The organism is Klebsiella sp. A-Nf5, assembly GCF_002810545.1.
In the GTDB taxonomy this organism is placed as follows: Bacteria; Pseudomonadota; Gammaproteobacteria; order Enterobacterales; family Enterobacteriaceae; genus Klebsiella; species Klebsiella variicola.
The window spans coordinates 239,569-260,028 of record NZ_PIOG01000131.1 but is presented as its reverse complement, the minus strand read 5'-3'; the positions used below and the strand labels follow the sequence as shown (position 1 = coordinate 260,028).

At 58.8% G+C, this 20,460-nt stretch carries 16 protein-coding genes; 10 read left to right on the top strand and 6 right to left on the bottom strand.

Features of this window, described 5'->3' with window-relative positions:
* Window positions 1-560 precede the first annotated feature (560 nt).
* Genes CWM53_RS13875 through CWM53_RS13860 form a run of 4 tightly spaced genes read left to right on the top strand, consistent with a single transcriptional unit; the run spans window position 561 to window position 5,819 of the window.
* Window positions 561-2,168, top strand: coding sequence for a BCCT family transporter (locus CWM53_RS13875; RefSeq protein WP_061155128.1), 1,608 nt, complete (start codon window positions 561-563; stop codon window positions 2,166-2,168).
* A 36-nt stretch (window positions 2,169-2,204) separates the two neighbouring features.
* Window positions 2,205-3,329 carry a carnitine monooxygenase, oxygenase subunit YeaW gene (gene yeaW / locus CWM53_RS13870; protein ID WP_100631501.1) on the top strand — a complete coding sequence of 375 codons (1,125 nt, stop codon included), beginning with the start codon at window positions 2,205-2,207 and terminating at the stop codon, window positions 3,327-3,329.
* A gap of 18 nt (window positions 3,330-3,347) precedes the next feature.
* Window positions 3,348-4,796: an NAD-dependent succinate-semialdehyde dehydrogenase gene (locus CWM53_RS13865; RefSeq protein ID WP_100631500.1), complete on the top strand. Its 1,449-nt coding sequence runs from the start codon at window positions 3,348-3,350 to the stop codon at window positions 4,794-4,796.
* Between the two features lie 57 nt (window positions 4,797-4,853).
* Entirely contained in the window at window positions 4,854-5,819 is a 966-nt protein-coding gene (locus CWM53_RS13860) for a PDR/VanB family oxidoreductase (protein WP_100729747.1), read from the top strand.
* A 37-nt stretch (window positions 5,820-5,856) separates the two neighbouring features.
* On the opposite strand, the gene ptsP is transcribed toward CWM53_RS13860, so the two are convergent.
* Entirely contained in the window at window positions 5,857-8,358 is a 2,502-nt protein-coding gene (gene ptsP, locus CWM53_RS13855; protein ID WP_100729748.1) for a phosphoenolpyruvate--protein phosphotransferase, read from the bottom strand.
* Window positions 8,359-8,667: 309 nt separating this feature from the next.
* Here ptsP and CWM53_RS13850 point away from each other — a divergent pair, with 309 nt between their 5' ends.
* The 5 genes from CWM53_RS13850 to CWM53_RS13830 are packed head-to-tail and all read left to right on the top strand — an operon-like array spanning window position 8,668 to window position 13,631.
* Entirely contained in the window at window positions 8,668-9,744 is a 1,077-nt protein-coding gene (locus tag CWM53_RS13850; RefSeq protein WP_074386376.1) for a PTS fructose transporter subunit EIIC, read from the top strand.
* A 20-nt stretch (window positions 9,745-9,764) separates the two neighbouring features.
* On the top strand, window positions 9,765-10,085 hold the full coding sequence (locus CWM53_RS13845; RefSeq protein WP_100729749.1) for a PTS fructose-like transporter subunit IIB: 321 nt from the start codon (window positions 9,765-9,767) through the stop codon (window positions 10,083-10,085).
* A 50-nt stretch (window positions 10,086-10,135) separates the two neighbouring features.
* A complete protein-coding gene (locus CWM53_RS13840) occupies window positions 10,136-12,433 on the top strand; it encodes a formate C-acetyltransferase (RefSeq protein ID WP_100729750.1) in 2,298 nt (765 codons plus the stop codon).
* Entirely contained in the window at window positions 12,399-13,274 is an 876-nt protein-coding gene (locus tag CWM53_RS13835) for a [formate-C-acetyltransferase]-activating enzyme (RefSeq protein WP_100631498.1), read from the top strand. Before CWM53_RS13840 ends, CWM53_RS13835 begins: the two co-directional genes overlap by 35 nt.
* A 15-nt stretch (window positions 13,275-13,289) precedes the next feature.
* Entirely contained in the window at window positions 13,290-13,631 is a 342-nt protein-coding gene (locus tag CWM53_RS13830) for a PTS fructose-like transporter subunit IIB (protein ID WP_061155136.1), read from the top strand.
* A 13-nt stretch (window positions 13,632-13,644) separates the two neighbouring features.
* Here CWM53_RS13830 and CWM53_RS13825 read toward each other — a convergent pair whose 3' ends face one another.
* Window positions 13,645-14,412: a phytanoyl-CoA dioxygenase family protein gene (locus tag CWM53_RS13825; protein WP_100729751.1), complete on the bottom strand. Its 768-nt coding sequence runs from the start codon at window positions 14,410-14,412 to the stop codon at window positions 13,645-13,647.
* A gap of 260 nt (window positions 14,413-14,672) precedes the next feature.
* On the opposite strand from CWM53_RS13825, the gene CWM53_RS13820 reads away from it, so the two are divergent.
* Window positions 14,673-15,506, top strand: coding sequence for a helix-turn-helix transcriptional regulator (locus CWM53_RS13820; protein WP_061155138.1), 834 nt, complete (start codon window positions 14,673-14,675; stop codon window positions 15,504-15,506).
* A 17-nt stretch (window positions 15,507-15,523) separates the two neighbouring features.
* On the opposite strand, the gene CWM53_RS13815 is transcribed toward CWM53_RS13820, so the two are convergent.
* From CWM53_RS13815 to CWM53_RS13800, 4 genes are all read right to left on the bottom strand, one after another.
* Window positions 15,524-16,423 carry a GGDEF domain-containing protein gene (locus CWM53_RS13815; protein ID WP_074386382.1) on the bottom strand — a complete coding sequence of 300 codons (900 nt, stop codon included), beginning with the start codon at window positions 16,421-16,423 and terminating at the stop codon, window positions 15,524-15,526.
* 243 nt (window positions 16,424-16,666) lie between these two features.
* Complete coding sequence (locus CWM53_RS13810; RefSeq protein WP_100729752.1) at window positions 16,667-17,695, bottom strand: ABC transporter ATP-binding protein; 1,029 nt, start codon at window positions 17,693-17,695, stop codon at window positions 16,667-16,669.
* 1 nt (window position 17,696) lies between these two features.
* The gene (locus tag CWM53_RS13805; protein WP_165785078.1) at window positions 17,697-19,271 is read right to left on the bottom strand and encodes an ABC transporter permease; all 1,575 of its coding nucleotides are present in this window, start codon (window positions 19,269-19,271) and stop codon (window positions 17,697-17,699) included.
* A 21-nt stretch (window positions 19,272-19,292) separates the two neighbouring features.
* Window positions 19,293-20,309 carry an iron ABC transporter substrate-binding protein gene (locus CWM53_RS13800; RefSeq protein WP_074386385.1) on the bottom strand — a complete coding sequence of 339 codons (1,017 nt, stop codon included), beginning with the start codon at window positions 20,307-20,309 and terminating at the stop codon, window positions 19,293-19,295.
* Window positions 20,310-20,460: the final 151 nt, after the last annotated feature.

The window sequence follows — 20,460 nt, the reverse complement described above, 5'->3', positions numbered from 1 at the left end:
CCCGGGCTCCGGCCAGCAACATCGCCACTGCGTGGTGCCTTCGACTTATCCCTGCAGGCTTCGGGTCGGGCCGAGGCAGCGTCCTTGCAAAACACGGCCCTCAGCCCGCATCCATGCGGGCTGCCCCGGCCTGCCGGGAACGTCTCAGCGATGTTGAGGCCGCCAACACCGGCAGTTTCAGCAACCATGGAGAATAAATTAAAGGCAGGCCGCACGGACCGTAGCCCGGGTAAGGCGTAGCCGCTACCCGGGAAAACCCGCGCGCCTGGCCCGCCAACTTCCCTCTCTTTTCGCTATGCAGAATCCCCCACGATTGACAAGTGAACCGCATCACAGCGGTGAACTTTATTCATTCCTGAAAGGAAAGAACCTGCGCCAATTCACCTTTTATTATTTCCGTTCCGTGTTTTATTGCTTCACGAATCGGCCAATTGTTTAATTCATGTAACGAAGAAATAATCCGATTGTTAATAGCTTTTTGCTACGAACCCTGACCCTACAGCGTGATAACAACGACAGGCTAAAGCCACCGACGGGCAATCATGCCCAGGAGATCACCCATGTTGAGCAACGTAAAGAAAAAAGATGTGCCGCTGATTGCCATCAGCCTGGCGGCCATTGTTTTCATCGCCGCTACATTAAGTCTCTTCCCCCACCAAACCGCGCAGGCGGCTGATTCGATTTTTAACGGCGTGACCCGGCTGCTGGGTTCCACGGTACAGGTACTGGTGCTGCTGGCACTGGGACTGGTGCTCTATCTGGCAACCAGCAAATACGGCAATATCCGTCTCGGCGAAGGCAAAGTCGAATACAGTACCCTCTCATGGCTGTTTATGTTTATCTGCGCCGGGCTCGGCTCCTCCACGCTGTACTGGGGCGTTGCCGAATGGGCTTATTACTACCAGACCCCGGGCCTGAACATTGCGCCGCAATCGCCGAAAGCGCTGGAATACAGCATCCCTTATTCTTTCTTCCACTGGGGGGTTAGCGCCTGGGCGACCTACACTCTCGCCTCGCTGATCATGGCCTATCACTTCCACGTGCGGAAAAATAAAGGCCTCAGCCTCTCCGGGATCATTTCAGCGATCACCGGAGTGAGTCCGCAAGGCTTCTGGGGCCGTCTGGTTGATCTGATGTTCCTGATCGCCACCGTCGGCGCGTTAACCATTTCGCTGGTGGTCACTGCCGCCACCTTCACCCGCGGCCTGTCAGCGCTGACCGGACTGCCGGATAACTTCACCGTGCAGGCGTTTGTGATCCTGCTCTCCGGCGGCATTTTCTGCATGAGTTCGTGGATTGGCATCAACAACGGCCTGCAGCGCCTGAGCAAAATGGTTGGCTGGGGCGCGTTCCTGCTGCCGTTGGTGGTATTACTGGTTGGCCCGACCGAATTCATCACCAATAACGTTATCAACGCCATTGGCCTCACCACCCAAAACTTCCTGCAGATGAGCCTGTTTACCGACCCCCTCGGCGACGGCGCCTTTACCCGCAACTGGACCGTCTTCTACTGGCTGTGGTGGATCTCCTATACCCCAGGCGTGGCGATGTTCGTCACTCGCGTCTCCCGCGGGCGCAAAATCAAAGAGGTCATTTGGGGACTGCTCCTCGGTAGCACCGCCGGCTGCTGGTTCTTCTTCGGGGTGATGGAAAGCTACGCCATGCACCAGTTCGTTAACGGCGTGATTAACGTACCGCAGGTGATGCAGACTCTCGGCGGCGAAACCGCCGTCCAGCAGGTGCTGATGTCGCTGCCGGCAGGTAAGCTGTTCCTCGCCGCCTATCTGTTCGTGATGATTGTTTTCCTCGCCTCGCACATGGATGCGGTGGCCTACACCATGGCGGCGACCAGCACCCGCAACCTGCGCGAAGGCGAAGATCCGGATCGCGGCATGCGCCTGTTCTGGTGCGTGGTGATCACCCTCATCCCGCTATCGATTCTGTTTACCGGGGCTTCGCTTGAGACCATGAAAACCACCGTGGTACTGACCGCCCTACCGTTCCTTGCCATTTTGCTGATTAAGACTGGCGGCTTCGTGCGCTGGTTAAAACAGGACTACGCCCACGTGCCGGTCAATCAGATAGAAACCCATACGCCCGAGCCAATGATTAAAGCCGAGACGCTACCGGTTGGCACGGTACTCAAAGGCGACGGCCAGTCGCTGTAAAACCTCTTACTGACAATAATCACAAGGTGACCTTACATGAGCAATTTGAGCCCTGACTTTACGCTGCCGATTAATTTTTGCGCCAATCCGCAGGATGCCTGGACCATTCCGGCCCGTTTTTATACCGACAGCCAGGCGTTTGAGCACGAGAAAGAGCGCATCTTCGCCAATAGCTGGATTTGCGTCGCCCACGGCAGCGAGGTCGCCCGGCCGAACGACTACATCACCCGGGAGATCATTGGCGAAAATATCGTTATCGTCCGCGGTCGCGACAACATTCTGCGCGCTTTCTATAACGTTTGCCCGCACCGCGGCCACCAGTTGCTGAGCGGTGAAGGTAAAGCCAAAAACGTGATTACCTGCCCCTATCACGCCTGGGCCTTCAAGCTTGACGGCAATCTCGCCCATGCCCGCAACTGCGAAAACGTGGCAAATTTCGATAGCGAAAAGGCGCAGCTGGTGCCGGTTCGCCTGGAAGAGTATGCCGGCTTTGTGTTTATCAATTTGAACCCGGAAGCCGAGAGTGTGGAATCACAGCTGCCGGGCCTGCAGGACAAAGTGCTGGAAGCCTGCCCGGACGTGCATGATCTGAAACTGGCGGCGCGCTTTACCACTCTCACCCCGGCGAACTGGAAAAATATCGTCGATAACTATCTGGAATGTTACCACTGCGGCCCGGCGCACCCGGGCTTCTCGGATTCCGTACAGGTTGACCGTTACTGGCACACCATGCACGGCAAATGGACGCTGCAGTATGGCTTCGCCAAGCCGTCGGAGCAGTCGTTTAAATTCGAAGAAGGTACCGAAGCCGCGTTCCACGGTTTCTGGCTATGGCCGTGCACCATGTTCAACGTCACGCCGATCAAGGGCATGATGACCGTGATCTATGAATTCCCGGTGGATGAAGAGACCACTCTGCAGAATTACGACATCTATTTCACCAACGAAGAGCTGACCGACGATCAGAAAGCGCTGATTGAGTGGTATCGCGACGTGTTCCGCCCGGAAGATTTACGCCTGGTGGAAAGCGTGCAGAAGGGGCTGAAGTCCCGCGGCTATCGCGGCCAGGGACGCATTATGGCGGATAACAGCGGCAGCGGTATCTCCGAGCACGGTATCGCCCATTTCCACAATCTGGTGGCCCAGGTGTTCCAGCCGTAATCGTTGAAGGAGTTTGCTATGTCCGTGTTTCACTCAGATCTGTTTCGCCAGCAGGCGCTGATTGCCGGAAGCTGGCGCGACGCCGCCGACGGCACGACGCTTGCCGTCAGCAATCCTTCCACCGGCGCGGCGCTCGGCCAGATCCCTAATATGGGTCGGGCGGAAGCGCAGCAGGCCGTGGATGCCGCCGCGGCCGCGCTGCCGGCCTGGCGCGCATTAACCGCCGCTCAGCGCGCCACGCTATTGAAAAACTGGCACCGCCTGATCCTCGAAAACAAAACCGCGCTGGCGCAGATCATGACCGCCGAGCAGGGCAAGCCGCTGGCGGAAGCGGAAGGCGAAATCGCCTATGCCGCCTCGTTTATCGAGTGGTTTGCCGAACAGGGCAAACGCACCAACGGCGAAATAATCCCCTCCCCTGGCGCGGATAAACGCCTGATGGTGATCCGCCAGGGCGTGGGCGTCTGCGCGGCGATCACCCCGTGGAACTTCCCGGCGGCGATGATCACCCGTAAGGCCGGCCCGGCGCTGGCTGCGGGTTGTACGATGGTGATAAAGCCGGCTAACGAAACGCCGTTTACCGCGCTGGCGATGGCGGAACTGGCGAATCAGGCCGGGATCCCGCAGGGCGTCATTAACGTCGTTACCGGCCAGTCGCGCGAAATTGGCGCGGTGTTCACCGGCGATGAGCGGGTGCGTAAACTCTCCTTTACCGGCTCGACCGAAGTTGGCCGCGTACTGATGCGCCAGTGCGCGGAATCCATCAAAAAGCTCTCTTTAGAGCTCGGCGGTAACGCGCCGTTTATCGTCTTTGACGATGCCGATATCGATAAAGCGGTCGAGGGAGCGCTGATCGCCAAGTTCCGCAACGCCGGGCAAACCTGCGTCTGCGTCAACCGCTTCTATATTCATCGCGCCATCTACGACCAATTCTGCGATAAATTCGTGGCCCGCGTCGCCGCCCTGAAAGTTGGCGATGGCAGTGAGTCCGATGTACAGATTGGCCCGCTGATCAACGCCGACGCCGGGCGCAAAGTCCAGTCCCTGCTCGACGACGCCCTGACCCGCGGCGCAACGTTGTTAACCGGCGGTAAAGCGCACCCACTGGGCGGTAATTTCTTCACCCCTACGGTGATCGGCGATGTACAGCCGGGGTCACTGCTGCTGCAGGAAGAGATTTTCGGCCCGGTGGCGGCACTGGTGAAATTTGACGATGAGCAGCAGGTCATCGAGCAGGCAAATGACACTATCTACGGCCTCGCCTCCTATTTTTACAGCAACGATGCCGCCCGTATCTGGCGCGTCTCCGAGCAGCTGGAATACGGGATGGTCGGCATCAATACCGGACTGATTTCCAACGAAGTCGCGCCATTTGGCGGAGTGAAGCAGTCCGGCCTTGGCCGCGAAGGGTCGGAACACGGAATCGAAGATTACCTGGAGATGAAGTATCTCTGCCAGGGGTTGTAAATGTCCTCTCCCGGCGGCGGCGCTGGCCACGCCGGGATTTTTTGATGGAGTTCAGCGATGTCTGATTATCAAATGTTTGAGGCGATCGTTCGCGATGTTGAGCAGATCACCCCCCTTGTGAAGCGTTTTACGCTGGTATCGCCGACCGGCGCCCCGCTGCCGGCATTCAGCGGCGGCAGCCATATTATCGTCCAGATGCAGGATGGCGAGCAGCGCTACAGTAACGCCTACTCGCTGATGAGCTCGCCGCTGGATACCACCAGCTGGCAGATTGCGGTGCGTCTTGAGTCGCCTTCCAAAGGCGGCTCGCGTTTTATGCACCAGCAGGTACGCCCGGGCGATACCCTGACGGTGTCCACCCCCAACAACCTGTTCGCCAACGAACCACAGGCGCGAAAACATCTGCTGATCGCCGGCGGCATCGGCATCACGCCGTTTTTAGCGCATATTCCTGAACTGGAACAACGGCAGGCCGACTGGCAGCTGCACTACTGTTTCCACGACGCCGACAATAATGCTTTCGTCGATGCGCTCAGCGCCGCGCCGTGGCGAGATCGGGTCAATGTTCATGTATCAGCGCTCGGCAGCCGTCTCGACCTGCCGCGCCTGTTCGCCGACCTCGAGCCCGGAACCCACGTCTATACCTGCGGCCCGGCGGCGCTTAACGAGGCGGTGAAAGCCGCCGCCGAACGCCATCAGGTGCCCGCCAGTCAGCTGCACTTTGAGCAGTTTATCGTTGAGGATAAAGGCGGAGAGGCGTTTACCCTGGTGCTGGCGCGTTCCGGACGCGAATTTACCGTACCGCAGGACATGACCATTTTGCAGGTTATTGAGAATAACAAAGCGGCGAAGGTGGAATGCCTGTGCCGCGAAGGGGTGTGCGGCACCTGCGAAACGATGATTCTGGAAGGGGAAGCGGACCACCGCGATCAGTATTACAGCGAGGAAGAGAAAGCCAGCCAGCAGAGTATGCTGATCTGCTGCTCGCGCGCCAAAGGCGGCCGCCTGGTACTGGATTTGTAAAGCGCACACCGGCCGGCACCGCTGGCCGGTGTGCAGATCACAGTTCCAGCTCGCGGCGCAGCAGGTCGGCAATATCCTCGCTGCTCTCCGCGGATACCAGAGATTGGCGGAACTCCGCGTGCATAATGCGCCGCGCCAGCCGCGAGAAGATACGCATATGCTGATCGCCCGCCGAGTGCTTGTTCAGCGTCAGCATAATCACAAACTGCGCCTCTTCATCGCCCCACACCACCGGCTGCGCCAGACGGGCGACGCTGATGGTCGACTGCTCGATATGCTCGGATTTACTGTGCGGAATGGCGAAGCTAAAGCCCAGACCGGTGGAGAACACCGCCTCGCGGGCCCACAGGTCAGCCTCCAGCTTACGTGGATAGCGGCAGCGTCCGGCCAGCAGCAGGTTATCCGTCATCCCTTTCAGCACCTCCTCCTTGCTGCGCCAGTCGCTATTGAGCGTAATGCACTCGGCGCTCACCAGCGGCACATCCTGCTGACGCATGCGGAACTGGGCCAACAGATGCTCCACTTCCAGTGAGGTACGGCACTGCATGGCCTGATTCAGCAGCTGGCGGCAGGCGCGGCTGTCCAGTTGCGCCAGGCGCGATTTGGTCGCCGGGATCGCCGGCGCGCTCATGCTCAATTCATCTAAACCGAGGCCTACCAGTAGCGGTAGCACCGATCCTTTGGCCCCCAGTTCGCCACACAGACCGATCCATTTCCCCTGCCGATGCACCGCCTGTACCGCATAGTCCAGCGCGCGCAGGAAGGCGGGATTCAGGCTGTTGTAATGGCGCGTCACTTTCGCATTATCACGATCGACCGCCAGCAGATACTGCGTTAAGTCGTTGCTGCCGATGCTAAAGAAATCCACCTCTTCACAGCACTGATCGATGATAAACATCACCGATGGCACCTCCAGCATGATGCCGAGCGGGATCTTTTCATCAAACGGGATCTGCTCGGCGCGCAGCGACTGTTTGGCCTCCGCCAGTCGCTCTTTCACCCACAGGATCTCTTCCATTGATGAAATCATGGGGATCATAATCTTCAGCGAGCCGTGTGCCGAGGCGCGTAAAATCGCCCGTAGCTGAGTGTGAAACAGCGCCTGATACTCTTCATAGATGCGCACCGCACGGTACCCGAGGAACGGATTGTTTTCCGCAGGGATGTTGAGATAGGCCACCGGCTTATCACCGCCGATATCCATAGTCCGCACGATAATGCTGCGCCCGGCAGCGGGTTCCAGTGCCTGGCAGAAGATGTTGTAGAGCTCATCTTCCGACGGCGCGCTCGGGCGATCCATATACAGCATTTCAGTGCGGAACAACCCTACCGACTGCGCGCCCTGGTTGAATGCCGCCACCGCTTCCACCGAATGGGCGATATTGGCGGCGATCTCCACGCGGATACCGTCTTGCGTCTGCCCGGCTTTATCCAGCCATACCTGCTGCTGTTGCTGGATTTGCGTCTGTAGCCAGGCCTCCTGCTGATAGTAGCGCGCTACCGCCGGACTCGGATCCACCACCAGCAGCCCGGCGTTGCCGTCAATCTGCACCTGCGTATCCACCCACGGCAGCAGCGCGGCTAAATCCACGCCCACCAGAGTAGGGATATTGAATGAGCGTGCCAGAATCACGGTATGCGAGGTGGTGCCGCCGCTGCGCAGCAGCAGCCCTTTGAGATGCGTTTTATCCAGTTCCAGAAACTGGCTGGGGGTCAGCTCGTCGGCAAGGCAAATGGCCGCTTCCCGCAGCTGGCCCGGCGCCGGGAAACGGGCTTCGCCGTAGATATGCTGCAACAGCTGGAAGCAAACGTCGCGGACATCCAGTACCCGTTCCTGCAGATAGCGGTTACCGGAGTCGCGGAACTGGGCGCAGAAGTGGTCGCCGGTGGCGACAATCGCCTGGGCGCAGCTCAGCCCGGTGAGAATACCGCCAAGCAGGTGCTGGCGCAGCGAAGCATCCGTCGCCAACGAACGGTGAGCTTCCAGGATCGCGCTGGCGGTGCCGTCGTTGTCCAGCAACCGCAGCGCAATATCTTTCACCAGTAGCCGCAGGCCATTATCCAGTGCCGCCTGCTCCTGTTCGGGACTGGCGGCGACGGGCAGTTCACCCAGCTCGTGCAGATCGCGTGATTTGAGATGAACCAGCGTTCCCCCAGCGCTGCCGGCGCACACCGGACGGGCATGAAACAGCGTCGGGTTCAGCCGCGAAAGCGACTCTGGCACCGGCTGGACATCCAGCGTTGGCGCAGCGGGCAGCGGCGCGTCACAGTGGGGAAATTCATCGCGCATAAAAGCCGTTAACGCGGCGAATGCCTCAGCTTCATCTTCGCCGCTGATAAGCAGCTGGCAGGCGTCGCCCTTCAGGGTATTGCTGCCGATAATCGCCAGCGCGCTCTTGGCATTTCCACCGCTCTCGCGGCGCAAGTTCCGCCACTCAATCGCTGATGAAAAACGATTACACAGCGTTTCGACCAGACTGGCCGGACGCGCATGCACGCCGTTGGGCAAATCACATGTAAATTCAATGACCAGAGCCATCGCCTTCCTCCTGAGCAATCCATTATTTCCCCAAAAGGTAATAAAAGACAGCCCCCGGGACTAGGTGATAAAACTGGCAATTACTGGACTATTGTACACACGATACTTTTTTATGCCCGCCATCACAATTCCACCCTGTTAGCGCTCATCTTTCTTGTCACCACTAAGATTTGAGGTGGATCGCAATTCTTTTCTCACCTTACAAATATCCAGTAAATGCACTTTTTCTCTACTGTTTAATACCCCGCCCTTTTTCTAATGTTGAGGCATCAATACTGTCACGGGCCCTACAGCGCTCAGGAGCAAGCAATGAACGAACTGGTGCAAATACTAAAAAATACCCGCCAGCATCTGATGACCGGCGTCTCGCACATGATCCCCTTCGTGGTTTCCGGCGGGATCCTGCTGGCGGTCTCCGTCATGTTGTATGGCAAAGGCGCGGTGCCCGATGCCGCCACCGACCCTAATCTGAAGAAACTCTTTGATATTGGCGTCGCCGGGCTGACGCTGATGGTGCCCTTTCTCGCCGCCTACATCGGCTACTCCATTTCTGACCGCGCCGCGCTGGCCCCCTGCGCCATCGGCGCATGGGTGGGCAACAGCTTTGGCGCCGGCTTCTTCGGCGCGCTGATCGCCGGCATGATTGGCGGCCTGGTGGTCTATTACCTGAAAAAAATCCCCGTACATAAAGTTCTGCGCTCGGTGATGCCGATTTTCATCATTCCCATCGTCGGCACCTTTATCACCGCCGGGATCATGATGTGGGGGCTTGGCGAGCCGGTTGGCGCGCTGACCGCTAATCTGACCGGCTGGCTGCAGGGGATGCGTGAAGGCAGCATCGTGGTGCTGGCCATCATTATGGGCCTGATGCTGGCCTTTGATATGGGCGGCCCGGTGAACAAAGTGGCCTACGCCTTCATGCTGATCTGCGTTTCGCAGGGCGTCTACAGCGTGGTGGCCATCGCCGCCGTCGGTATCGCCGTACCGCCGCTGGGCATGGGGCTGGCGACGCTGATTGGCCGCAAATATTTCACCGCCGAAGAGCGGGAAACCGGCAAAGCGGCGCTGGTGATGGGCTGTGTCGGCGTGACCGAAGGGGCGATTCCCTTTGCCGCCGCGGATCCGCTGCGCGTCATTCCGGCCAATATGATTGGCGCCGCCAGCGGCTGCGTCACCGCCGCGCTGATGGGCGTCCAGTGTTACGCCGGCTGGGGCGGGCTCATCGTGTTGCCGGTGGTCCAGGGCAAGCTGGGCTTTGTCGCCGCGCTGCTGGTCGGCGCCTGCGTCAGCGCCGCCTGCGTCATCCTGCTGAAAGCCTTTGCCAAAAAGAAACCCACTGACGTCAACGCTGACGATGAACTAGACCTTGATTTCGAAATTAACTAACAGACTGGAAGGAACAGATTATGACCCACATTATCGCTGTCACCGCCTGCCCGTCGGGCGTGGCTCACACCTACATGGCCGCCGAATCGCTGGAAAGCGCCGCCAAAGCCAAAGGCTGGCAGGTCAAGGTAGAAACGCAGGGTTCTATCGGTATTGAAAATGAACTGACGGCGGAAGAGATTGCCGCCGCCGATATGGTCATTCTGACCAAAGATATCGGCATCAAATTCGAAGAGCGTTTTGCCGGGAAAACTATCGTGCGCGTCAACATCAGCGATGCGGTAAAACGCGCCGACGTCATCATGAACAAGATAGACAGCCACCTTTCCCAGAGCGCCTGAAGCCTTAAAAAGGGCGCCCTCGCGCCCTTCGCCACAACATGGAGTTTATCATGACGAATCGTACCCAACGCCTGAAAGCCAGCCTGTTCGCCCAGCCGCGCGAAATCTCCCTTGAACGCGCATTACTCTACACTGCCAGCCATCGGCAGACGGAGGGCGAACCGGTCATTATCCGCCGGGCGAAAGCCACGGCGTGGATCCTCGATAAGGTGATGATTTCGATTCGTGAGGATGAACTGATCGCTGGCAACCGCACCGTCAAACCACGCGCGGGAATAATGTCGCCAGAGATGGACCCCTACTGGCTGCTCAACGAGCTCGACGCCTTCCCGACCCGCCCGCAGGATCGCTTCGAAATAAGCGAAGAAGATAAACAAATCTACCGCGAAACGCTGTTCCCCTACTGGGAAAAGCGCTCAATGAAAGATTTCATCAACGGTCAGATGACTGAAGAGGTCAAGGCTGCTGTCAGCACCCAGATATTTAGCGTTAACCAGACCGATAAAGGCCAGGGCCATATCATCATCGACTATCCACGACTGCTGAATCATGGCCTTGGCGCGCTGGTCACCGAACTCAAAACGCACTGCGCCCGGCAACCGGAGAACCCCTTTTATCAGGCGGTACTGATCCTGCTGGAAGCTTCCCAGCGCCATATTCTGCGCTACGCCGCGCTGGCCGAGGAGATGGCTGGGCACTGTCAGGACCCGCAGCGTCAGCAGGAGCTGTTAACCATCGCCGCTATTTCGCGCCACAACGCGCAACACCGGCCAACGGACTTTCCCCAGGCCTGCCAGCTGTTCTGGTATATGAATATCATTCTGCAGTACGAATCCAATGCCAGCTCGATTTCGCTGGGGCGTTTTGACCAGTATATGCTGCCGTTTTATCAGGCATCGCTGAATCAGGGTCAGGATCCCGCGTATCTCAAGGAGTTGCTGGAGTCGCTGTGGGTGAAATGCAACGATATCGTCCTGCTACGCTCCTCCAGCAGCGCGCGCTATTTCGCGGGTTTTCCCACCGGCTATACCGCCCTGCTCGGCGGGCTGACGGACACCGGGCGCAGCGCGGTCAACGTGCTGTCATTTTTATGCCTCGACGCCTATCAAAACGTTCAGCTGCCGCAGCCGAATCTGGGCGTGCGGGTCAACGAGCTGATTGATCGCCCGTTCCTGCGTAAAACCGCTGAGACCATTCGCCTGGGTACCGGGATCCCGCAGATTTTCAACGATGAGGTGGTCGTGCCGGCCTTCCTTAACCGCGGCGTGTCGCTGGAAGATGCCCGCGATTACGCGGTGGTCGGCTGCGTGGAGCTCTCTATTCCAGGGCGCACCTACGGCCTGCATGATATCGCCATGTTTAATCTGCTGAAGGTGATGGAAATTGTGCTGCAGGAAAATGAACATCAGCCTGACGTCAGCTGGGACGGCCTTATCTGCCAGATCCGCGACAAAATTCGCCATTACATCAAGCTGATGGTCGAGGGCAGCAACATTTGCGATATCGGCCACCGCGACTGGGCGCCGGTCCCACTGCTCTCCTCGTTCATTGAAGATTGCGTGCAGCACGGCAAAGATATCACCGCTGGCGGCGCGCGCTATAACTTCTCCGGCGTCCAGGGTATCGGGATCGCTAACCTGAGCGATTCGTTGCACGCCCTGAAAGGTATGGTCTTCGACCAGCAGCGTCTCAGCTTTGACCAACTGATGGCCGTGCTGAAAGCCAATTTCCAGACGCCGGAAGGGGAAAAAATCCGCGCCCGGCTGATTAACCGTTTTGACAAGTACGGCAACGATATCGACGATGTCGACAATATTAGCGCCGATCTGCTGCGTTTTTACTGCAAAGAGGTTGAGCAGTATCTGAACCCACGCGGCGGTCATTTTACCCCCGGCTCCTACACCGTCTCCGCGCACGTGCCGCTGGGTTCGGTGGTGGGCGCCACCCCGGACGGGCGGCTGGCCGGTGAGCAACTGGCAGACGGCGGCCTGTCGCCGATGGTCGGTCAGGATTCCCAGGGGCCAACGGCAGTGCTGAAATCGGTCAGCAAGCTGGATAACTATCTGCTGTCGAACGGTACGTTGCTAAACGTCAAATTCACCCCGGCAACGCTGGCCGGCGACGGCGGCCTGAACAAACTGGCAGACTTTTTACAGGCCTTTTGCAAGCTCAAGCTGCAGCATATTCAGTTCAACGTGGTCAACGCCGACACCCTGCGTGAAGCGCAGCAGCGGCCGCAGGACTTTGCCGGCCTGGTGGTACGCGTCGCGGGCTACAGCGCCTTCTTTGTTGAGCTGTCAAAGGAGATTCAGGATGACATTATCCGCCGCACCGCGCATCAGCTGTGAGGTCATCGACACGCGCGCCGACCGGGCGCGTATTTTTAACCTCCAGCGCTACTCGCTCAACGATGGCCAGGGGATCCGCACGGTGGTCTTTTTTAAAGGCTGCCCTCATACCTGCCCGTGGTGCGCCAATCCCGAATCAATTTCACCCAGGATTCAGACCCTGCGCCGGGAGAGCAAATGCCTGCGCTGCACCCGCTGCCTGCAGGACGTCGCCGAATGTCCGTCCGGTGCGTGGGAACAGATTGGCCGCGATGTGACGCTGGATAACCTGTTGCAGGAGGTGCTGAAGGATGAGGTCTTCTTTCGCGCCTCCGGCGGCGGCGTCACCCTCTCCGGGGGCGAAGTGCTCATGCAGGCCGGGTTTGCCGCCCGCTTTCTCCAGCGCCTGCGCCAGTGGGGGATCCGCACCGCCATCGAAACCGCGGGCGACTGCGCTTTCGACCGCTTCCTGCCGGTGGCCGAAGCCTGCAATGAAGTCCTGTTTGATTTTAAAATCATGGAACCTGAGCGGGCGCGGTCGCTGCTGCGAATGAATCAGCCACGGGTGCTGGACAATTTTCGCCAGCTGGCGGCGAGAAAAATCAACCTGATCCCGCGGGTGCCGCTGATCCCAGGCTACACCCTGAACGTCGATAATTTTCGCCAGATTCTGGCGTTTCTCGCGCCGTTCGCGCTAAAAGAAATACACCTGCTGCCGTTTCATCAATATGGCGAGCCCAAATACCGTCTGCTGGGCAAACGCTGGCCGCTCGCCGGCGTGAAAGCGCCTGACGAAGCGGAAATTCAACCTTACCGGACGCTGGCCGAAGCGGCCGGATTCCACGTCACTATCGGCGGATAACGCCAGGAGGATATTATGGACTTTACGATCGTTGCCGTAACCGCCTGCGTCAGCGGGGTGGCGCATACCTACATGGCCGCCGAACGACTGGAAAAGGTCGGTCATCATGAAAAATGGCACCTGAAAGTCGAAACCCAGGGCGCGCTCGGTGTTGAAAACCGGATCACCGCCGAAGATATCGCCCGCGCCGAAGTGGTGCTGCTGGTGACGGATATCGAAATCGATGACGCCCAGCGCTTTAGCGGCCTGCGGACGATTAAAACCAGCATCAAGAGCTTCCTGCTGCAGCCGCAGCAGATCGTCGAGGCCGTGAAAAGCATCATGAAAAAGCCGGTCGTCTATGTAGAACTTCCCTGACCGGCGACAGACCTTATTCTACATCCAGCAGCCACTTTTGCGCCGGCGTCAGCCGGCTTGCCGTCTCCGGCGTCAGCCAGCGCCGCTGGTCCTGCTGCGGCGTATCCGCGCGATCGATATATAACCCATGCAGTACGCGTCGTCTGCTGCCTTCACGATTACGAGTACCACCGTGCCAGGCGTGCGCGTTATAAATCATCACACTGCCGGCCGGTGCGGCAAACACAATCTCATCGGGATGGGTCAGTTCCGGGTCGGCCAGCACCTCCTCCGGCAACGCCGGGCGCAGGTGGGTACCGGGAATGATCCGCGGCGCGCCGTTGGCGGCGCTCAGATCATCTATCGCCCAGATGGTATTCACCAGGTGGACTTTGGGAAAATCCGGGCGCGGCTTTTTCCAGTCGGCGTGCAGCGGCTGGTGGCCGCCGTTATACAGCGCCTCGCGGGCGTTCAGGCTGGAGACTTTAAAATCCCCGTTGAAGATATAGCGACAAGCGGAGAGGATCAGCGGGTGTGACCAGACTTTCTCCCAGATAACCCCCTTATTAATCAGGTTAGCGATCCGCGTCGCCATCGCCTCCTGATGGTGCTCCATCGCCAGATTATCGCCTTCGCGTTCAACCAGGGTGTCAATGAGCAGGCGCATTTCGCTCAGCCACTGGGCGTCAACGACGTTATGCACGACGGTGTAGCCGAGGGTGTCGAGCTCGTGTTTCATTTGCGCGCTGAGCGTCTGGCTGGCGCCTAACGCATCGAGAAAGTTAGCCGATGATGAGTTCATTTTACGTTCCTTTTAACGTTCCGATAACACAAATAAACTCTACTGGCCCCGCCGCGGTATAACAGGAGGCGAGCGCTACGAAAAACTGGACATACGTATGCGAGCTCACAAAGTGTGATGGGCATCAATAATCTTATTTCCGACGATGGATGCGCTGCAGTTGGTCATGAATTCGCAGCGCAAAATCGCTAAACAAACGCTGTCGAGCCGAAAAAATTAGATTACCATCAACAGGATAATGCGCATGCTGAGGCCATAGAATGATTGAAGAACTGCCGGATATTCTGCATCGGTTAATCGGTCAAAAAGATCACTTACAGGTGAGATTTCCTGAGCCGGATATCTCCGTGCCTGCCCTCGCCTTCAACGTGCCGTTTCCGCGTCTGGAAATTGTGCTGGAGGGCCAGCTGAGTGAACAGGGACTGCCGCTGGCCGCCTCGACGTTAACCACGCTGCAGGTACTGTACGTGCAGGCGGGGAAGTGGACGCTGCCGCAGTGGACCGGCCCGGCCACTACCCTGAGCATCCTGTTTGGTCGGCAGAAACTGGGATTCAGTATTCAGCGCTGGGACGGGAAAAGCCTGCATACGGAAAAGCAGAGCGTTTCCCGGCTTGGACCGCGCGTGGGCTCTTACCTGTTGCTGAGCCTGAATGAAGTCAGCCTGCAACCCGACCCGCTGACCGCACGGCTGGTGGTCGCCGCGCTGTTGAGTCATTGTCGTGAACAGCTGGTCGGTCTGGAAATGCGCGTCAGCCGCAGTCGGGATCTGTTTCTCGCCGTCCAGGACTACCTCGAGGAAAATCTTAGCCTGCCGCTGACACGGGAATCGGTAGCCAAACGTTTTCACATCACACCCAACTATCTATCGCATATTTTTCAGAAATCAGGCTCGGTGGGATTTAATGAGTATCTGACCCGGGTTCGCCTGGAAAAGGCGAAGCAGCTACTGCGCGGCTATGACCTGAAGGTGAAAGAGATCGCCCATAATTGCGGTTTCGTCGACAGCAACTATTTTTGCCGGGTATTCAAACGCTACACCGAACGCTCACCGTCGGAGTATCGGCGACACTGCCGTAGCGCGCAGCAGGCCTAACCTGCCGCGCCGGAATCTTACGCCCACTCCACGCGTCCGCGTCCGTTGTGCTTGGCCTTGTACAGCGCCTCGTCGACTTTACGGATAAATGTCTCCTGCGCTTCGCCTGGCCGCCACATTCCGACGCCAATGCTGATCGACAGCGGCGTCTGATGATTGATCAGGATGGTGCCGGCATTGTCGAGGATCGCCTGCGCCAGGGCGTGCAGCTCGGGCTCCGACAGGCCATCGACGATAATGGCAAACTCTTCCCCACCGATACGCGCCGGCTGGATGCGATCGCTGGTCAAGTTTGCCAGCTGTTTACCCAGCGAAAATAACACTTCATCCCCGACCAGGTGCCCCCAGGTATCGTTGATTTTCTTAAAAAAATCGATATCCAGAATCATGAGTCCCAGCGCATGCCCGGACTTCTCGCGAATGGTATCAATGAAAAAACGCCGGTTGGGTAACTGGGTCAGTTCATCCTTCAGGGATTGCGAGCGCGCGTCAACGTACAGCAGGTTAATCCGCTCAATAATTTTGTAGACACCCACCACGGTCAGCAGCATCCCGGAGAGGCGCAGCAGATCTTCGCAGTAATAGCCCATCCAGCGCGGCTGAACCACGATCTCATCCATCACGTCAAAGGTGCCACCGGCAATCCACAGCAGCAGCCCATAACGCACCCAGTTGACGGCAATGTGGCTCATCCGCACCTTTGCCGAGCTCCACAGCATAAACACCAGAAACAACAACGCCAGCAGATCGATATAGAGGCCGGGGTTAGTCAGGATCTCGTGTCGTGTACCGACCGGAGGCGACACCAGGGCGCAGCCGACAGCAACAGCGACGATAACCAGCAGCGCAGGCAGGAGCGTCACCCGGGCCACAGCGGCCGGGCCGGGGCGATTCGCAGGAGTATGGAGTTCAGGCATAGCGGTGTCTCATGGTAACAACAGGGCCGATCGCGAGACAGGATAACAGTTAAGCGTAGCGGGACGAATGAAAAAGCGACGGATCGGTAAAATGGTGGGCGCTGGACTGACCCCGCGGAATTGTTCCAACGTACTACCACTCCATGGCGACGAGGTCAGTGGCGCGGATACTAGCGGCTTCATCCGCCATCTGATTAGCTTTCCGTGCGGCGCCGTCGATAGCCGACGGCGCCTGCTCAGGGATTAGCCGCTAAACACCCGCGCCTTGCCGCTGACCGTCAGTCGTACCGTCGCGCCGGGCTGCCACGCCGGCTGGCTCACGGTTCGCAGGACAATCGGCCGCTCGTGCCCGGCCATCGACAGCGTCAACGTGGAAAGCTGGCCTGAGAAATCGACATCGCGGATGATGGCGGTACTTTCCTGCGGCCCGCTCACACTGACGCTCAGTTGTTCCGGACGCAGCATCACCCTGCCTTCGCCAGCAGGATGCAGTGCGTCCGTCGCCAGGTCCCCCAGCACGCAGCTTGCCCGGCCGGGGCTCAGGCGCGCAGGAAGGATCAGGGCATCGCCAAGAAACAACGCCGTCTCTTCATCCACTGGCTGCGAGTAAACTGTCAGCGGCGTTCCGACCTGGGCAAAGCGCCCCTGGCGCATCACCGCCACCTGAGTGGCAAACGACAGCGCTTCGTTCTGATCATGGGTCACCAGAATCGAGGCGATTCCCGTCTCGGCCAGCAGGTCCGCCGTCGCTTTACGCGTGCTGGCGCGCAGCCCGGTATCCAGTGCAGAAAACGGCTCATCCAGCAGCATCAGCGCCGGCTGCTGAGCCAGCGCGCGGGCCAGGGCAACGCGCTGCTGCTGACCACCGGAAATTTCATGTGGCCAGTGGCTCGCCAGGCCAGCGTCGAGGGCGACCATCTCCATCAATGCCCCCACCCGGCGACGCTTCTCCTCTCGGCTGGCGTCCAGCCCCCAGGCGATATTGTCCGCAACATTGAGATGAGGAAACAGCGCCCCTTCCTGCGGAACATAACCGATCCGCCGCTGGTGGGCGGGGACAAACACGCCGTCGGCAAACAGAGGAGTACCGTGCATGACGATCCGCCCGCGATCGGGCGTTTCGAAACCGGCGAGAATGCGCAGCAGCGTGGTTTTTCCCGAGCCCGACGGACCAACAATGGCCGTCCGGCTCCCCGGCGCCACGGTCAGATTGAGATTATCGAGAACCAGCGCATCGGCGAAGGATTTCGAAATAGAAGACAATTCCAGCATATTACAACCCTGCCATTTTTTTCGACTGCATATAAAGAACCGCGGTCAGCGGCAGCGAAATGACGATCATCAGCAGCGCGTACGGCGCCGCCGCCACGTAGTCGATCTCGCTGGTTAACGCCCAAAAACCGGTCGACAAGGTGCGGGTGCCTAACGGCGAGAGCAGTAGCGTGGCGGTGAGCTCATTACTGACGCCAAGGAACACCAGCGCGGCCCCTGCGGCCGCGCCCGGCGCGGCAAGCCGCATGGTGATACTCCACAGGGCGCGGGCCGGACTGCGTCCGAGGCTACGGGCAACGTTTTCCAGTTCTACCGGCGCCTGCGCGATACCGGCACGCAGGTTAATGAGCGCACGCGGCATAAACATCAACAGATAGGCCAGAAACAGCGTCACTTCGGTCTGGTACACCGGGCGGGCGTAGTGGATGGTGACCGTCACCAGCGCCAGCGCGGTGACAATACCGGGCAGCGAGCTGGTGATGTAATTACACCCCTCCAGCAGGCGGAACAGCGGGCGCGGATAGCGCACGCCGAGCCACGCAATGGGGATCGCGCAGGTTGTCGTCAACAGCGCCCCGCCCACGCCCAGTAGCAGGGTCTGGCGCAGCGAATGCCACAGATCGGCATGCAGCCAGTTGTCGATGCCGCCCAGCCACAGCCAGCGGCACAGGACCAGTAAGGGAACCCCCATCGCCAGCATCACCAGCAGCAGAAGCAGTAGCTGCGCGCCAACAGCGGCCCCTTTACCCAGCACAAGCCGCTTCTGCTCGCGGGCTGCCCCGGCGCCGATACGCGCGTAACGCGCTTTACCGCGTGAGGCGCTCTCCAGCAGCAGGATCGCCAGGCAGCACAGAGCCAGCACGCCTGCCAGCATATTGGCGGCCGGACCGCTGAAGGTCGACTGGAACTGATCGTAAATGGCGGTCGTGAAGGTATCGAAGCGGATCATCACATACAGGCCATATTCCGCCAGCAGATGCAGGGCCACCAGTAGCGCACCGCCGCAGATAGCCAGGCGCAGCTGCGGAAGCACCACCCGAAAGAATACTTTCCACGGCGGCGTGCCCAGCGATGCGGCGACATCTTCAAGGGTGGGATCGAGGCGGCGCAGCACGGCCGCCACCGGCATATAAATAAACGGATAGTAGGCCAGCACCGAGAGAAACACCCCGGCGGAGAGGCCATGCAGCGAAGGCACCGCGCTGACCCAGGCGTAGCTCTGGACAAAGGCTGGAATCGCCAGCGGGGCCACCGCCAGCGCCGACCACAGCTGCCGACCGGCAAGGGCGGTACGTTCCGTCAGCCAGGCCAACGTCACGCCGAGCACAATGCTGATGGGGACCGCCAGCACCGTCAGCCACAGGGTATTGCTGAGCAGCTCCCCTACCCGCGGACGAAAGACCAGCGCTTTGATCGTCGGCCAGCCGGTGTCGAACCCAACCGCCACCACAAACCCTAACGGCAACAGCGCCAGCAATGAAAACAGCAGCGCTAACGCCACCATCGGAAATGCAGGACGCCTGCGCTCGGGCAGGCGTCCTGTTTTCTTTCCGAGCGACAAACTCAGAACAGACATAGCAACATCACTTCCTCAGGATCAGAGCAGGCCAGCCTGCGTCATCAGCTCAATGACCTTTTTACTGTTCAGCGAGGAAGGTTCTACCTTCGGTGCATCCAGATCTTTCAGCGGGGTCAGTTTCGGGTTAGAGGCCGCGTCTACCCCCACGGCATATTCGAAGGCGTTATTGGTGCGCAGCGCATCCTGCCCCTGTTTGCCGGTGATCCATTTAATAAAGGCCTGCGCCTGCGCTTTATGTTTGCTGGAGGCCAGCACACCGCCGCCGGAAATGCTGACGAAGGCGCCCGGATCCTGGTGTTTGAAATAATACAGTTGGGTGTTTTTGCTGTTTTCACCGGTTTTTGACTGGTCGACGAAGCGATAGTAGTGGTAGATCACCCCGCCGTCGATCTGCCCGGCGTTGACCGCTTTCATCACCGTGCTGTTCCCTTTATAGGCGACAAAGTTGGTTTTCATCGCCTTCAGCCAGTCGAGAGTCGCCTGCTCACCCTTCAGCGCCAGCATCGCGCTGACGATAGCCTGGAAATCAGCCCCCGATGGCGAAGCCGCCCAGCGCCCTTTCCACTCCGGTTTTGCCAGATCCATCAGGGAATGCGGCAGCTGCGCCTCGCTGATTTTCGCCGGGTTGTAGACGAAAACGGTGCTGCGCGCGGCGATGCCGATCCAGCGCCCATGCTGCGGACGGTACTGCGCCGGAACCTGCTGCAGGGTGGCAGCATCCAGCGGGGCGAAAAGTTTGGCATTATCGACCAGCACCATCGACGGCGAGTTCTCGGTCAGAAACACATCGGCCGGCGACGCGGAGCCTTCCTGAACCAGCTGGTTACCCAGCTCACTGTCATCGCCATTGCGCAGCGTGACCTTAATACCGGTCTCTTTGGTAAATCCATCCACCCACGACTTCACCAGATTTTCGTGCTGGGCGTTGTAGACCACAATCCCGTTCTGAGCGTCAGCCGCCATCCCCTGCGGCGCCAGAAACAGAGAAGCGGCAACCAACGCTGCCGTACGGAGGGGCGATAAGCGAGATTTCATGAACGCATCCTTAATGAAATAGGGCAATAAACGGTAAATAGCCTGAGCGGAGAGGATTAAATCACAGCAAAAAAAGAATGATAATGAAAACAATTATCATAAACTTAAAAAAGCAAAAAATAGCGTCGGTCTGTTATTAGGGATTAGAAAA